We start from the raw sequence: 13306 nt of genomic DNA on the forward strand, positions 1-13306 counted from the left end.
CAATCCGGGTGCAACTGCAAATGCGACCACATCAGGCAAACAGATCGTGGGCCAATTCCAAAGCATCGATCAGCGTGTCGACCTCTTCGGTCGTGTTGTAGAGGCCGAAGCTGGCGCGGCAGGTGGCGGTGACACCCAGATGGTCCATCAATGGCCCCGCGCAGTGATGGCCCGCACGCACTGCGACACCTTTTTTGTCAAGTATCGTCGAAACATCGTGGGCATGCCCTGCCCCGTCCAGCGTAAAGCTGAAGATTGCGGCCTTGTCAGGTGTGGTTCCCTGAACCTGCAGCCAGTTCAGCCCGTTCAGTCGTTGCATCGCATAGTCGCGCAGGCCCGCCTCATGTGATGCAATGTTCTCCATGCCCAAGTCCATCATGTAATCCAGCGCAACGCCCATACCGATGGTCTGCACGATGCCCGGCGTTCCGGCTTCGAACTTCATCGGTGGATCATTGTAGATCACCTGATCTTTTGACACCTCTTTGATCATGTCGCCGCCCCCGATAAAAGGGCGCATTTCGGCCATGCGTTCCGATTTAATGAATATCGCACCTGAACCGGACGGGCCGTACAACTTGTGGCCCGTTATCGCGTAAAAGTCGCAGCCGATATCCTCGACATTCACGGGCATATGGACAGCGCCTTGGCTACCGTCCACCAGTACCGGAACACCTTTGGCGTGGGCCGCTTGTGTGATCGATTTGACGTCGACCAGTGTGCCTAAAACGTTTGAACACTGTGTCACCGCCACCAGCTTTGTCTTCGGCCCGATTGCGTCGATGACGGCTTGTGGATCAAGATGACCGGTTGTGTCCACATCAACCCACTTCAGAACGACGCCCTGCCGTTCGCGCAAGAAGTGCCAGGGTACGATGTTTGCGTGATGTTCCATCACGCTGAGCACGATCTCGTCCCCCGCCTGCAGATGCGGCATCGCCCAACCGTAAGCGACGAGATTGATCCCCTCGGTCGTACCCGAGTTCAATACAATCTCTTCCTCGTTCGAAACGCCCAGAAAACGCGCGACAGTGCCCCGGACGGACTCGTACTTTTCGGTCGCAAGATTGGACAGGTAGTGAAGCCCGCGATGAACGTTCGAATACTCATGGGCATAGGCCTGCGTGACTGCGTCAATAACAGCCTGAGGCTTTTGCGCGGATGCGCCATTGTCGAGATAGGTCAGAGGCTTTCCGTTGACCTGCCGCGACAGGATCGGAAAGTCGGCGCGAATTTTCTGTACGTCATACATGGACAAAGGTTCCCTATACAGGCGACAGCCAGAGGACAAACGGGATAGCCACGAGGCCAGACAATAGGATCACCAGAAACGATTTACCCAGCGATTGAAATCGATGCGCTTCGTTGAGGAAATGTAAGGTGATGTAGAGGCTCAGCACCAACATCGCGAGGCTTGCCGGTAAGAACAAAAACGGCAGCACCGAGACCAATGTCAGTATGATCGCCTGCCCGATAATCTGCAGGATCTGCAGCCAGACGACCAGAGTCATGAGGTCGTTGAACGACCCCTCTCCGCCCAGTACCCGCCCTACCAAGAGGAAAGCAACGACGCTGATCAGAATCGCGGCAACTGATACAAACAAGGTCCGCGATAAAGGCTCGGCAAATTGTTGAACCTCTGGGTTAATAAAAGGCATCACAAAGCCGGACAAAGTTTGAACCAACGCATTCAGGATCACGGCAAGAAAGAATGCAATCCACAGCACGTCTGGACCAAAGCGCATCGCCAGCAATCGCTTGGCAGCCTCGGCCGGGTTTGTCAGGGTCAGGACGACCATATTCAGCAGCACGGCAGAGTTCATTTAATGGCCTTTTGCGATTGTCTGAGACCGGACAACCAGAACCAGGTAAAAATCGCAACCCATAACATTCCGGCTAGCGTTTGTTCCGGGCCCGGACCGATAAAGCCCGCGACCAACCCGTTCAACAACACCAATGGGGCCGATGCCAACAACGCCCAGAACAACGCCAGCCTTGCGCCATAGCCGTTTCCACGACCTCCAAAAACCCGTGCCACCAACTGTGAGAGCCACGCCAGAAGATAGAAGAACAGAGGAAGTATGAAGACCGAGCCCAACAAGGCGCCGCCCATGAGCATGTTCAGTTCCAGCCCCTCAATGTGGGCACGGCGTGCAAGGCTTGGCAATTGGGCGATGAAACCAACTACACAGAAGGCCATCACAAATGCCAGCGCACGATCTTCACGCGGGCCCATATCCAACAGGCGACGCACAACACGCCCCGGTCCGCGATACGTGGCAACGATATCTGTTGTGACGGACATCAGCGGCGGCGTGCCAGCCAATCTTGCAATCGTGTGACAATCACCTCGGCCAGAGCTTCATCTTCGATCTCCTGAACCGCTTCCGCGAGGAAAGCCAAAGTCAGCATATCCGTCGCCTCTTTGGTCGGGACACCACGCGATCGCAGGTAGAACAACGCCGTTTCGTCTATCGCACCAGAGGTCGAGCCGTGCGAACAGGCGACGTCATCCGCGTAGATTTCCAACTCGGGCTTGGCGAGAAACTGGCTGTCCTCATCCAGCAGCAACGATTGGCTGATTTGATATCCGTCGGTTTTCTGCGCCCCCGCTTTGACGAGGATCTTTCCCTGAAAGACGCCTGTCGCCCCATTGCGCAACACCTTTTTAAACACCTGACGGCTTTCGCAATTCACCGCATCGTGGGTCACAAATACCGTGTCGTCATGATGGAATTCACCATCTCCAACGCAAGCACCCGCAACATGGACCACGGCATCGTCGCCGGTAAGTTCAACCACCTGCTCGTTCCGCGTCAGAACACCGTTCACGGTAAGTGTGAAGGATTTGTACACAGACTCCGTTCCCATTCGAGTGAACATATGCGTCGCTGCTCGCCGCTGATGATCGCGACCCTGTGCGCGAACATGGTGCAGCGTACCGCCATCGGCGATATCGATCTCCATACATTTGTTGAAACGCGATGCGGCCGGGCCATTTTCAAGGATGGTCACCTCGGCGCCGCTTTCAACACGAACTACATGGTGCAGGATCGCATCCGAGGTTTCCGAAGCATGGCGATAGATCAGGCTGATCGGTTTGGCAGGTTTTCCGGTCACATGGATGGCAACACCATCTGACGCAAATGCAGTGTTCAATGCCGCCAGAGGGCGATGCACCGGGGTCTGACCATTTGCTTCAAGAACACCGTATAACTCTTTGGCCCAATGGATATCTTTGCAGCAAATATCTTCCAACCTGTCGATAGTGACACCTTCCATCGACAGTTGGTCTGACTCTTCAGGGCTAAATACACCATCGATGAAGACAATCTTCAGCCTGTCAAATTCGTTGAACATCGGCGCTTCGTCGTTCTGAAACAATGCCGCCGCGGGTGCTTGTGCCGAGATCAATGTATCGGGCTGGGTATACTTCCAGTATTCATCCCGACGTCCGGGCAGACCCATTTCGTGCACCCGCGCCAGAGCAGCCTCTCGCGCCTTACGCGTGCAACCCGCATCTGGCATGCTCAGAGCTGCAAGCCGCTCTTCCGTTGCCGTCTGTTTTGCTTGAGCGAGAGCCATCAGTTTACCTCGGCCAGAATGTCAGCATACCCATTGTGCTCAACTTCCAGAGCCAACTCGGGTCCGCCGGATTTGACGATACGGCCATCGGCCATAATGTGCACGACGTCTGGTTTAATGTGATCCAGCAAACGCTGATAATGCGTGATAACAAGGAAACCGCGCCCTTCGTCGCGCAACGCATTCACGCCTTCCGAAACCAGCTTCATCGCATCCACATCGAGCCCCGAGTCAGTCTCGTCAAGGATGCATAACTTGGGCTCAAGCATTGCCATCTGTAGGATTTCGTTGCGCTTTTTCTCACCACCCGAGAATCCAACATTAACTGGGCGTTTCAACATATCCGCGTCGATCTTCAGCGCCTTTGCCTTGGCGCGGATTTCTTTCAGGAAATCCGCCGCAGACAGTTCTTCCTGACCACGTGCCTTACGCTGAGCATTCACCGCTGTGCGTAAGAACGTCATGTTGCCGACACCGGGAATCTCAACCGGATATTGGAATGCGAGAAATACACCAGCAGCCGCGCGTTCTTCCGGCTCCATCTCAAGCAGATCTTCACCCTCAAGTGTGGCGGTACCATCTGTCACTTCATATCCGTCACGACCGGACAAGACATAGCTAAGCGTAGACTTGCCAGAGCCATTCGGCCCCATGATCGCATGCACCTTGCCGGCCTCAACAGTGAGATCGACACCTTTGAGGATTTGTTTGTCTTCTTCCTCAAGTTTTACGTGCAGGTTTTTGATTTCCAGCATTTTTTGTCCTTTTGCATCTCGCAAGGGGCGCAGATTGACCCCAGATAATTATCTATCCCAGCACCTTGCGGATCACACGAGCGATGATCCAACCCAGCAGCGCGCCTCCGCCCACTGCCCAGACCGGGTTGATGAAGTCCATGTATTTCGTGTTGACGTAAGCCACCCCCAACAAGCCGCCGATCACCGGCAGCGCGTAGCCAAGCGCTGTCAGCACATCATCCTTGCGGATACGTTGTTGTGGCTTTGGCGTCATCAGCCGACCGATCCCTCTAGGCTGATTGCAACCAATTGCTGAGCCTCCATCGCAAATTCCATCGGCAGTGCCTGCAGCACGTCCTTGCAGAACCCGTTGACAACAAGCGCCACGGCCTCTTCCTCGTCCATGCCGCGCTGACGGCAATAGAACAACTGATCCTCGTCGACCTTCGAAGTCGTCGCCTCATGCTCCACACGAGATGAGTTGTTCTTCACCTCGATATACGGAACCGTGTGCGCCCCACACTTGTCACCAATCAGCAAGCTGTCACACTGGGTGTAATTGCGACTATCCTTGGCCTTTGGATGCATCGAGACCAGTCCGCGATAGGTATTCTGCGCCTTACCCGCACTGATCCCTTTCGACACGATCCGCGACTTGGTGTTCTTGCCCAGATGAACCATCTTCGTGCCAGTATCGGCCTGCTGCATGTTGTTCGTGATCGCGATCGAGTAGAACTCACCCTGGCTGTCATCGCCTCGCAGGATGCAGGACGGATACTTCCAAGTCACAGCCGAGCCGGTTTCAACCTGCGTCCACATCACCTTGGAGCGATCCCCACGGCAATCGGCGCGCTTGGTCACGAAGTTGTAGATACCACCTTTGCCGTTCTCATCACCGGGGAACCAGTTCTGAACCGTCGAATACTTCACCTCAGCATCTTCTTCGATGATGATTTCCACCACGGCCGCGTGCAGCTGTGCAGTGTCGCGCTGTGGTGCAGTACAACCTTCCAAGTAACTGACATAACTGCCCTTGTCGGCAATGATCAGCGTCCGTTCGAACTGCCCCGTATTTTCCGCGTTGATGCGGAAATAGGTGCTCAATTCCATTGGACAGCGGACACCCGGTGGCACATAGACAAACGAACCATCCGAAAACACAGCGGAGTTCAGAGTGGCATAGAAATTGTCGGATACCGGAACCACGGTTCCGAGATATTTCTTCACCAGTTCCGGATGCTCTCGGATCGCCTCGGAAATCGAGCAGAAGATAACACCCGCTTTTTTCAGCTCTTCCTGGAAAGTCGTACCAACCGAAACCGAGTCAAACACCGCATCGACGGCGACCTTGCGCCCCTCGGCTGGCGCATCTTCGGCACCTTCAACTCCGGCAAGAATCATCTGTTCTTTCAGAGGGATACCCAGTTTCTCGTATGTCGCAAGCAGCTTGGGGTCGACCTCATCCAAGGATTTTGGCTTCTCTTCCATCGATTTCGGACGGGCATAATAATACTGGTCCTGAAAATCGATTTTAGGATAGCTGACCATGGCCCAGTTCGGTTCATCCATCTTGGTCCAGCGTTCGAACGCGGCGAGACGCCACTCGGTCATCCATTCGGGCTCATCATTCTTGCCTGAAATCAGCTTGACGATATCGGGGTTTACACCCTTCGGGGCGTACTCCATCTCGATTTCAGTTTCCCAGCCGTATTTGTAGGTTCCGACCTCGCGTACCGCATCCACGGTTTCCTGATCGACACCTTCTTTTACCTGGGTCTGGTCCAAAGCGGCCATAAGACACCCTCCGTCAGATCACGCGGCGCGCGCGCGATGCTTTTTCTCTTTCTCAAGCCACGTTTCCGCAAAACGCAGCACATTCTCTTCCGTCGTCTCGGGACCAAGCGATACGCGTATCGCACTGGCCGCCGCGTATTCATCAAATCCCATGGCCGTCAGCACAGCACTGGCGCGCACTTTGCCACTGGAGCAGGCTGAGCCTGCACTGATCGCAAATCCTGACAAATCCATCTGCATGACCTGGGTTTCTCCCTTCCAGCCCGGAGTGGCAAAGCACAACGTGTTGGGGAGTCGCTCCTGATCTTTCCCGACAAAAATAGTAGATTTCGATCCGGCCTCAAGAGCGTTTTCTAGAATATTTCTAAGTTCACGAACTTTTTCCCAGACACCATTTGCAAGATCGCAGGATGCAGCTTCAGCAGCCGCACCGAAGCCCGCGATTCCGATAACATTCTCAGTGCCCGAGCGACGACCCATCTCCTGCCCGCCACCTTTGATTTGCGCGGCCAAATCCGTGCCGCGTTTCATCACCAACGCACCGATCCCTTTGGGACCGCCCAGTTTATGTGCAGAAATCAAGGCCATTTCCGCGCCCAGCCAGTTGAACGCGACTGGCAGCTTTCCAAACGCCTGAGTGGCGTCAGTTACAGCCAGATCAGACGGGAGAGATTGAATGATGCCCGTCTCGGAGTTTGCAAGTTGCAATGCAGTTAAGGCGGGATCTGAAACCGTAACTTGCCCGTCATTCGACACTGGTAAAACTTCATTGGCCCAAGCACGTACCGCATCATGCTCGATCGCGGACCCCTGCAGACCACGTCCTGACATTGCCAACGCCGCCGCTTCGGTAGCGCCCGAGGTAAACACGATGTCAGCGCCATCCGCCCCAAATGCGGTGGCAATCTGTGCGCGTGCTCTCTCGACCACCGCCTTTGCGGCACGGCCCTCGGCGTGAACGGATGACGGATTGCCGGCCAGATCCATCGCCGCAATCATTGCAGCGCGGGCTTCGGGCCTTAATGGAGCCGTCGCATTATGATCGAGATAAACCCGTTTCATAGATACATCTTTTCCAACATGGATTCCTGTGGAACGAAAATCTGTTTCATCAGCTCAGTCGTCCACGACCGCAAACAAGTTTGGAACTGCCGGGCACGGTGCCAGATCATTTCGGATCACATCCGACAACCGCGTTTGATGCAGGAACACATATACATGTGCGCTCAGGCTTTCCCACAAGCGATTGGTCAGGGATTGCGCCCGACTGCCGGACGAAGCACCCGATGCCCCCGCCCCTTTGTGCATCGCATCGACGGTTTCATCGACCGCAGCCAAAATCTCAACCACTCGAATTTCGGATGCAGGGCGCGCAAGACGATAACCTCCACCCGGACCCCGAACCGAGCTGACCAACTCAGCACGACGCAGTTTTACAAAAAGCTGTTCCAGATAAGGAAGAGAAATATCCTGGCGCTCGGAAATCTCACCAAGTGTAACAAGCTTGTCAGAGGATTGCAGAGCAATATCCGCCAGAGCAACCATCGCATAGCGTCCTTTGGTCGACAGCTTCATTTGAATTCCTTAAGGCAAGAACCGCGAAAACATTGACGCCGCCGCAGCCAGTGCGTATCTCCCACTGACAGCGTTTTCACGCGACACAATGTAATTAGAACCGTTCTAAGGTGCCTGACGATTACCGTCAAGATAATCTCGGGGCCGAGGCGTCAAAAAACAGGACTAAAGCACACATGCCCGAGGTGATTTTTCCCGGACCCGAAGGCCGCCTGGAAGGCCGCTACCACCCGCAAAAGGAAAAAGACGCACCGATCGCAATCGTGCTGCATCCGCACCCTCAATTTGGCGGGACCATGAATAACAAGGTGGTCTACAACCTGCACTATGCCTTCTACAACATGGGCTTCACAGTTCTGCGCTTTAACTTCCGTGGCGTAGGCCGCAGCCAAGGCGAATATGATCAGGGTGTTGGCGAGCTTAGCGATGCCGCGTCGGCGCTGGATTATCTTCAGTCCATGAACAACAACTCCAAGCATTGCTGGGTTGCAGGATTCTCATTCGGCGCCTGGATCGGAATGCAACTGCTGATGCGTCGTCCCGAGATCACCGGCTTTATTAGCGTGTCACCCCCGGCGAACATGTATGATTTTTCTTTCCTAGCCCCCTGCCCGTCTTCCGGCCTGATCATCAACGGGTCGTCAGACCGCGTTGCACCCCCTGCGGATACCACTTCGCTGGTTAGCAAATTGCACGAGCAAAAAGGGATCACAATCACGCATCACGAGGTTGAAGGCGCGGATCACTTCTTCCAGGATCGCCACATGGACACGCTGATGACCGACGTGACGGATTATGTGAAGCGTCGCCTGACCGAGAATACGCGCTGATGTCTGATACCATCACCACCCTTGCCTCGAGATTGGCAGAGGATACGATGAAGGTCATGGACGAAACCGGTGAGGATCGGTTTTATGTGGAGGTCGGCGAGCTTTTGGGCGCGTCATCTCAGACGCTGGAAGAAGCGTTTTTGACCGAAGTTCGGGTACGGCTCGCAGAACGCAAGGCCCGTAAGTTTGTGGTCAAGAAATTGTCCGATCATCGCTCAAAACTCAAAGCGATCGAGAAGCAGTAAGAATTGAATCAATCTTGTTGCGAACAAAAGAAAAGGAGCCCGAAAGCTCCTTTTCGTCAGATCGTTCGGTGGTCGCCTAAACTGGAATACCCTTTAACCGCTCAACATTCTGGGCTGCATCAATGTCGACGGACCCCCCGTCTGCAAGCCACCCTAGCGCTACGATCAACACCGAAACGATAATGACTGATTTTGCAAATGTCGTCATTCAATCAAACTCGTTAAAAACTAACTAAAACACCCAACCCACTATCATGCCTCAGGAATATCGAATAGTCAGGTTTACCTGACCCTTGGTAAAGTCACTCTTTATTCTACGCCGTCAGAATCCTCTTGCCCGGCAATAGCCAACTATGGTCAACCTTCCGCGACACTTCGGAAAGGCATCAATCTTGCCCAAAACATATTTCATTCTGTTGCTGGCGGTCATTGCGGAAACCATCGGGACCACTGCACTGCAAGCCAGCCATCAGTTTACCCGCTTTTGGCCCTCTGCCCTGGTGGTCGTTGGCTATGGCAGCGCATTCTATCTTATGGCGCTCACTCTGAAAGTGATGCCTGTCGGGATTGTCTATGCAATCTGGTCGGGACTTGGGATTTTCCTAATAGCACTGATTGGTTTTCTGGTATTTGGTCAGAAACTCGACTGGCCGGCGATCCTGGGGCTTGTTCTGATACTGTCTGGAATTCTGATCATTCACCTGTTTTCTTCGACCGCGGGTCACTGAACGCCGGTTAGGGCTGGTATATTTTGTCGCGCCGCGTTATGCGCCGGGCCAACTTCCCGTTCAAAGGTTGACCTCTCATGGACCTGCGCAATATCGCAATCATCGCTCACGTGGACCACGGTAAAACGACCCTGGTGGATGAGCTTCTTAAACAATCCGGCGCTTTCCGCGAGAATCAGGCCGTTGCCGAGCGCGCAATGGACAGCAATGATCTGGAACGGGAACGTGGCATCACCATTCTGGCCAAGGCGACTTCGGTCGAATGGAAAGACACTCGTATCAACATCGTCGATACCCCCGGCCACGCCGATTTCGGAGGCGAGGTCGAACGCATCCTCAGCATGGTGGACGGAGTTGTTCTTCTGGTCGACGCCGCCGAAGGTCCCATGCCGCAAACCAAGTTCGTGACCTCCAAGGCGCTGGCATTGGGACTGCGTCCCATCGTTGTATTGAATAAGGTCGACAAACCGGATGCCGAACCAGATCGCGCGCTGGACGAATGTTTTGACCTGTTCGCCAACCTTGGTGCTGACGACGATCAGCTTGATTTTCCCGCCATGTATGCCTCGGGCCGTTCAGGTTGGGCAGATATGGAACTGGACGGACCGCGCAAGGATTTGACTGCCCTTTTCGATCTGATCGTCGATCACGTCCCCGCCCCCAAGCAAATTGAGAAAAAAGACGAGCCGTTCCGAATGCTTGCCACCACGCTTGGCAGCGATCCTTTCATCGGCCGCATCCTGACCGGTCGTGTCGAGAGCGGAACGTTGAAAGCGGGTGACAGCCTCAGGGCTCTCAGCCGTGACGGAACATTGATCGAGAATTTCCGTGCGACAAAGATTCTCGCGTTCCGTGGTCTCGCACAACAGCCTATCGATGTGGCCGAAGCCGGGGACATCGTCACTATTGCGGGAATGAGCAAAGCCACGGTTGCGGATTCTTTAGTTTCTCCGCAGGTAAATGAGGCTTTGCCCGCTCAGCCGATAGATCCACCAACGATCACCGTCACCTTCGGCATCAATGATTCTCCGCTTGCAGGCCGAGACGGTAAAAAGGTTCAGTCCCGCGTCATTCGTGATCGTCTAATGAAGGAGGCTGAATCAAATGTCGCGATCCGCATTAGCGATACACCCGGTGGTGAAGCCTTTGAGGTCGCTGGCCGTGGCGAACTCCAGATGGGCGTTCTGATCGAGAATATGCGCCGCGAAGGGTTCGAACTCAGCATCTCGCGCCCGCAGGTTTTGTTCCGCGACGAAGACGGTCAACGCCTTGAGCCCATCGAAGAAGTCACCATCGATGTCGATGACGAATTCTCGGGCTCGGTGATCGAGAAGATCACCGGAGCACGCAAAGGTGAACTGGTCGAGATGCGCCCCGCAGGAGTTGGCAAAACCCGCATCATTGCCCATGTCCCATCACGCGGCCTGATCGGATATCACGGCGAGTTTCTGACCGACACGCGCGGGACCGGTGTTCTGAACCGCGTTTTCCATGGATGGGCTGCCCACAAGGGATCGATCCCCGGTCGTCGTGCAGGCGTCTTGATCTCAATGGAAAAAGGCCAGGCCGTCGCCTACGCCTTGTGGAACCTGGAGGAACGTGGACGCATGTTCGTGGGGCCGCAAACCGATGTCTATCAAGGCATGGTGATCGGTGAACATTCTCGTGACAACGATCTGGAAGTGAACCCGCTTAAAGGCAAGAAGCTGACCAACGTACGCGCCAGCGGATCGGATGACGCGGTGCGCCTGACGCCTCACATAAAATTCTCTTTGGAAGAGGCGATCGCGTATATCGACGATGACGAACTGGTTGAGGTGACGCCAAATGCGATCCGGCTTCGTAAACGCTATCTGGATCCACATGAGCGGAAGAGAATGGCACGATCTGCGTAGGTCCTGCAGTAACTCAGTTCACACATACGCAACAATGGCCCATTCGTGGCAAATTTGCGTCAATATGGAAATAGTCCAGAAATCTAGAGCCCGCCAATTTGGCGGGCTTTCTATTTGTTTTTAAACGCCTTTCCCTGGCGTAAGCCAATATTGATCCTTGTGCACTCATCATTGGCCGCTTGAAAATAAGGCCTAAAAAGGAGATTTTGTGTTCAAAGTGTGGCGCCGCACGAGTATACGGCGAGTTAGTTAATGAGTATCTAAGGAGAAATGCTATGCGCATTAATTCCAAACTATTTTCGATAGTATTTGTTGCTTCTACATTCCCGTTTACATCTGCTGGTACTGCGCAGGCATCTGAGATGTGTACTGTAAAGACGGCAAAGCAATCCGTGTCCTCAAATACCCTTTGCGCCTGCGACGTCGTAAGTTCTCGGATGATAAAATACATCCAACGTCGGGCGGATTTTGAATCCGTTCTGGAGCAGACGCTGCTGGATTGCCCTGCATTTGCATCCCTGCTGACCGACCTTCCGACAGCATCGCTTGGCCTGGCGGATCGACGTTCCGGCGATGGTCCTGATGATGAAAACCCTCGCGGTGGCAACGAGCCAGACGGTGAGCGGACTTCTGACGACGACGATAGTCCCAAGGGCGGTGACAATCCCAGGGGCGACAATAATCCCAAAGGTGGCGACAATCCCAAAGGTGGCGACAATCCCAAAGGTGGCGACAATCCCAAAGGTGGCGAGCCCAAAGATTCGACTAACGATACCGATCCGCGCGATATACAAGACATCCTAAGAGAAAAGCGGCAAGCAGCCTCAGATTTGCACGCTCAGGCGGATTCGTACGAATCAAAAGCTCAGTGGCACGAGAACAAAGCTGAAATTCGTGACCAAGAACAAAACCCGGAAGGTGCTGCAGAGCAAAGAAGCGAGGCCGAGAAATATCGGCAGCTGGCTCTTGAATATCGGAACGCGGCCCGTGGAATGAGCGATGGTGCGCAGGAAATGGAGGAAGCACATCAGCGGGCAGAAGAGTTTACCCGTTAGACCCTGCGAGTACAGGCCACCAGTCTGAAGATTGGTGGCAAAGTCTAGTTAAGACGAAATAAACGGGCGCTGTGCAGATTCACGCGCCCGTATCTTTTGATCTCATTTCCACCATTTGGATTTCAAGGCCGATACTCCTAACTGCGCGTTAGCTCCGCCCATAAACCCCAACCCATTTGCGTGGCTGCTTCGGATCCTGCATGCGCAGGAACAGATAGCGCGTCTCTGACCAGGGCTTGATCCGGTTTGTGAGGTTATCCAGAACCAGATCACCCTGGCTCGAACGGTAGACCAGCACGGCATGAGAGTTTCTGCGGGTATCCAAAACAGTCGCGATCAATAGTTTGCGGGGATCGATTCCTGCATTGATCAAATCACGCTTTTTAAGCAGGGCAAAATCTTCACAATCCCCGCCAAGAGATGTCGGTAGGGCCCACATCTCGCGGGTCTTGTACTGACTTTGGTCGGTGACCTCTCGCGTCGACGCATTTACGCGACGGTTGATCTGCTTTACGAGCTTCAGTTCTTGTGCGCTGGAAAGCGAAGCGGCTCCCTTTTGAGCACAAGCCCATGTGTATTGACGACACAACTGCTGTGCCCCTGTCGGCGGAGGCGAGGCAACAACGCTTTGAATGAATGCGGCATCACGGGCCGAGGCTTCTGAGGCGATCATTGTCGAACTTGCGATCAACACGGCCAAACTGATGCGTCCACAGAACTTTGCTGTGTATTCGCAAAATGCATTCAGGGTAGTGCCTCTGGTCGTCATGTCTGTCCCTCAGATTAGATTTAATCCAGACGATTGGCGCTTCGTGAAGTTCATTGAGTTCGAACAGAAAATATCCGGCAAACTCGGCACTTA

The 13306-nt window shown here is 54.2% G+C and carries 16 protein-coding genes; 5 read left to right on the plus strand and 11 right to left on the minus strand.

Going from position 1 to position 13306, the window contains the following annotated elements; genetic code table 11:
- Positions 1-31 precede the first annotated feature (31 nt).
- Genes ACRZ91_RS03455 through iscR form a run of 9 tightly spaced genes read right to left on the minus strand, consistent with a single transcriptional unit; the run spans position 32 to position 7691 of the window.
- Positions 32-1252 (minus strand): cysteine desulfurase, encoded by a 1221-nt coding sequence (locus ACRZ91_RS03455; protein WP_260026156.1) that lies wholly within the window; start codon positions 1250-1252, stop codon positions 32-34.
- Positions 1253-1265: 13 nt separating this feature from the next.
- Entirely contained in the window at positions 1266-1823 is a 558-nt protein-coding gene (locus ACRZ91_RS03460; protein ID WP_260026158.1) for a Yip1 family protein, read from the minus strand.
- Positions 1820-2305 (minus strand): YIP1 family protein, encoded by a 486-nt coding sequence (locus tag ACRZ91_RS03465; protein ID WP_010440201.1) that lies wholly within the window; start codon positions 2303-2305, stop codon positions 1820-1822. The genes ACRZ91_RS03460 and ACRZ91_RS03465 overlap by 4 nt, the downstream gene beginning before the upstream one ends.
- Entirely contained in the window at positions 2305-3585 is a 1281-nt protein-coding gene (gene sufD, locus ACRZ91_RS03470) for a Fe-S cluster assembly protein SufD (protein WP_480902629.1), read from the minus strand. Before sufD ends, ACRZ91_RS03465 begins: the two co-directional genes overlap by 1 nt.
- The gene (sufC, locus tag ACRZ91_RS03475; protein WP_010440203.1) at positions 3585-4340 is read right to left on the minus strand and encodes a Fe-S cluster assembly ATPase SufC; all 756 of its coding nucleotides are present in this window, start codon (positions 4338-4340) and stop codon (positions 3585-3587) included. Before sufC ends, sufD begins: the two co-directional genes overlap by 1 nt.
- Before the next feature lie 52 nt (positions 4341-4392).
- Positions 4393-4596 (minus strand): hypothetical protein, encoded by a 204-nt coding sequence (locus ACRZ91_RS03480; RefSeq protein ID WP_010440204.1) that lies wholly within the window; start codon positions 4594-4596, stop codon positions 4393-4395.
- Positions 4596-6116 carry a Fe-S cluster assembly protein SufB gene (gene sufB / locus ACRZ91_RS03485; protein ID WP_170539790.1) on the minus strand — a complete coding sequence of 507 codons (1521 nt, stop codon included), beginning with the start codon at positions 6114-6116 and terminating at the stop codon, positions 4596-4598. The genes ACRZ91_RS03480 and sufB overlap by 1 nt, the downstream gene beginning before the upstream one ends.
- A gap of 18 nt (positions 6117-6134) precedes the next feature.
- Positions 6135-7178, minus strand: a complete 1044-nt coding sequence (locus tag ACRZ91_RS03490; protein ID WP_480902633.1) for a cysteine desulfurase family protein — start codon at positions 7176-7178, stop codon at positions 6135-6137.
- 54 nt (positions 7179-7232) lie between these two features.
- On the minus strand, positions 7233-7691 hold the full coding sequence (gene iscR, locus ACRZ91_RS03495) for a Fe-S cluster assembly transcriptional regulator IscR (RefSeq protein WP_010440207.1): 459 nt from the start codon (positions 7689-7691) through the stop codon (positions 7233-7235).
- Positions 7692-7867: 176 nt separating this feature from the next.
- Between iscR and ACRZ91_RS03500 the strand changes: the two genes are divergently transcribed.
- Together ACRZ91_RS03500 and ACRZ91_RS03505 are read left to right on the plus strand one after the other, a co-directional pair.
- Positions 7868-8521: an alpha/beta hydrolase gene (locus ACRZ91_RS03500; protein WP_010440208.1), complete on the plus strand. Its 654-nt coding sequence runs from the start codon at positions 7868-7870 to the stop codon at positions 8519-8521.
- On the plus strand, positions 8521-8766 hold the full coding sequence (locus tag ACRZ91_RS03505) for a hypothetical protein (protein WP_010440209.1): 246 nt from the start codon (positions 8521-8523) through the stop codon (positions 8764-8766). Before ACRZ91_RS03500 ends, ACRZ91_RS03505 begins: the two co-directional genes overlap by 1 nt.
- A gap of 76 nt (positions 8767-8842) precedes the next feature.
- On the opposite strand, the gene ACRZ91_RS03510 is transcribed toward ACRZ91_RS03505, so the two are convergent.
- Positions 8843-8974: a hypothetical protein gene (locus tag ACRZ91_RS03510; protein WP_260026172.1), complete on the minus strand. Its 132-nt coding sequence runs from the start codon at positions 8972-8974 to the stop codon at positions 8843-8845.
- A gap of 145 nt (positions 8975-9119) precedes the next feature.
- Here ACRZ91_RS03510 and ACRZ91_RS03515 point away from each other — a divergent pair, with 145 nt between their 5' ends.
- The 3 genes from ACRZ91_RS03515 to ACRZ91_RS03525 all read left to right on the plus strand — a co-directional run bounded on the left by ACRZ91_RS03515 (position 9120) and on the right by ACRZ91_RS03525 (position 12444).
- Complete coding sequence (locus ACRZ91_RS03515; RefSeq protein ID WP_010440210.1) at positions 9120-9494, plus strand: DMT family transporter; 375 nt, start codon at positions 9120-9122, stop codon at positions 9492-9494.
- Between the two features lie 77 nt (positions 9495-9571).
- Positions 9572-11389: a translational GTPase TypA gene (typA, locus tag ACRZ91_RS03520; RefSeq protein WP_480902638.1), complete on the plus strand. Its 1818-nt coding sequence runs from the start codon at positions 9572-9574 to the stop codon at positions 11387-11389.
- A 437-nt stretch (positions 11390-11826) separates the two neighbouring features.
- Entirely contained in the window at positions 11827-12444 is a 618-nt protein-coding gene (locus tag ACRZ91_RS03525; protein ID WP_480902640.1) for a hypothetical protein, read from the plus strand.
- A 148-nt stretch (positions 12445-12592) separates the two neighbouring features.
- Here the strand turns inward: ACRZ91_RS03525 and ACRZ91_RS03530 are convergent, their stop codons facing one another.
- Positions 12593-13213, minus strand: a complete 621-nt coding sequence (locus ACRZ91_RS03530; RefSeq protein ID WP_480902643.1) for a transglutaminase-like cysteine peptidase — start codon at positions 13211-13213, stop codon at positions 12593-12595.
- Positions 13214-13306 lie beyond the last annotated feature (93 nt).

Source organism: Ruegeria sp. O11 (assembly GCF_056535285.1).

Coding starts and splice junctions, on each gene's coding strand:
- ACRZ91_RS03510 (WP_260026172.1), bottom strand. CDS start 8,974: ATGACGACATTTGCAAAATCAGTCATTATCGTTTCGGTGTTGATCGTA.
- ACRZ91_RS03465 (WP_010440201.1), bottom strand. CDS start 2,305: ATGTCCGTCACAACAGATATCGTTGCCACGTATCGCGGACCGGGGCGT.
- ACRZ91_RS03515 (WP_010440210.1), top strand. CDS start 9,120: ATGGTCAACCTTCCGCGACACTTCGGAAAGGCATCAATCTTGCCCAAA.
- sufC (WP_010440203.1), bottom strand. CDS start 4,340: ATGCTGGAAATCAAAAACCTGCACGTAAAACTTGAGGAAGAAGACAAA.
- ACRZ91_RS03505 (WP_010440209.1), top strand. CDS start 8,521: ATGTCTGATACCATCACCACCCTTGCCTCGAGATTGGCAGAGGATACG.
- ACRZ91_RS03455 (WP_260026156.1), bottom strand. CDS start 1,252: ATGTATGACGTACAGAAAATTCGCGCCGACTTTCCGATCCTGTCGCGG.
- sufB (WP_170539790.1), bottom strand. CDS start 6,116: ATGGCCGCTTTGGACCAGACCCAGGTAAAAGAAGGTGTCGATCAGGAA.
- ACRZ91_RS03500 (WP_010440208.1), top strand. CDS start 7,868: ATGCCCGAGGTGATTTTTCCCGGACCCGAAGGCCGCCTGGAAGGCCGC.
- ACRZ91_RS03460 (WP_260026158.1), bottom strand. CDS start 1,823: ATGAACTCTGCCGTGCTGCTGAATATGGTCGTCCTGACCCTGACAAAC.
- ACRZ91_RS03530 (WP_480902643.1), bottom strand. CDS start 13,213: ATGACGACCAGAGGCACTACCCTGAATGCATTTTGCGAATACACAGCA.
- iscR (WP_010440207.1), bottom strand. CDS start 7,691: ATGAAGCTGTCGACCAAAGGACGCTATGCGATGGTTGCTCTGGCGGAT.
- sufD (WP_480902629.1), bottom strand. CDS start 3,585: ATGGCTCTCGCTCAAGCAAAACAGACGGCAACGGAAGAGCGGCTTGCA.
- ACRZ91_RS03480 (WP_010440204.1), bottom strand. CDS start 4,596: ATGACGCCAAAGCCACAACAACGTATCCGCAAGGATGATGTGCTGACA.
- ACRZ91_RS03490 (WP_480902633.1), bottom strand. CDS start 7,178: ATGAAACGGGTTTATCTCGATCATAATGCGACGGCTCCATTAAGGCCC.
- typA (WP_480902638.1), top strand. CDS start 9,572: ATGGACCTGCGCAATATCGCAATCATCGCTCACGTGGACCACGGTAAA.
- ACRZ91_RS03525 (WP_480902640.1), top strand. CDS start 11,827: ATGATAAAATACATCCAACGTCGGGCGGATTTTGAATCCGTTCTGGAG.